This is a genomic window from Pseudomonas sp. EL_65y_Pfl2_R96, assembly GCF_963970905.1.
Lineage (GTDB): Bacteria > Pseudomonadota > Gammaproteobacteria > Pseudomonadales > Pseudomonadaceae > Aquipseudomonas.
In genome coordinates this window covers 1-512 of record NZ_CAXAQH010000231.1, presented here as the reverse complement: position 1 = coordinate 512, position 512 = coordinate 1, and the positions used below count along the sequence as shown (strand labels likewise).

General features: G+C 57.2%; 1 protein-coding gene. It reads left to right on the top strand.

Going from position 1 to position 512, the window contains the following annotated elements; all coding sequences use genetic code 11:
- Nucleotides 1-90 precede the first annotated feature (90 nt).
- The coding region (locus tag AACY49_RS30370; protein ID WP_339527964.1) for a hypothetical protein at nucleotides 91-512 on the top strand (422 nt) is incomplete at its 3' end.

Genomic DNA, 512 nt, shown 5'->3' with positions numbered 1-512 from the left:
CTGGTCTTGGGGCTTTTCGGGTGCTCAGGTCAGACGACCTCCGAAAATGCTTCTCCGGAACCGCTCGCTCGCGCAATGACAGGTCTGGCATTGCCACAACAAGAATCAGGTATTTCGGCGGCGCAGCCCGCGATATTCAAAGTGGTCGACGCGCCGGGAGGCGAGTTGAATGTCGATACCCTCGGCACAGAGGCCACTGTTCAGGTGAATTATCCGAGTCAGGCGCCTAGGGACACCGTCGGTGTGCGCCTGACCGGTGTGGCGTTGCGTGATGCGCCAATCCAGACCGTGTCCACCGTGGGCACGCTGACCTTCAAGTTGCCCAAAGCCTGGATCACTGAAAACAAGGCACGTACGGTCAACCTGACTTACACCTATAAAGTGGGCGGTGTCGGGAATCTTATCACTTCATCTCCCTTGCCGATCAAGGTGACAGGTGTTGCCGCTCCGGGCGACGGCCCACGGGTTGCAAATGAGTTGAACGTACAATATTCGACGACCAGTAATACCTG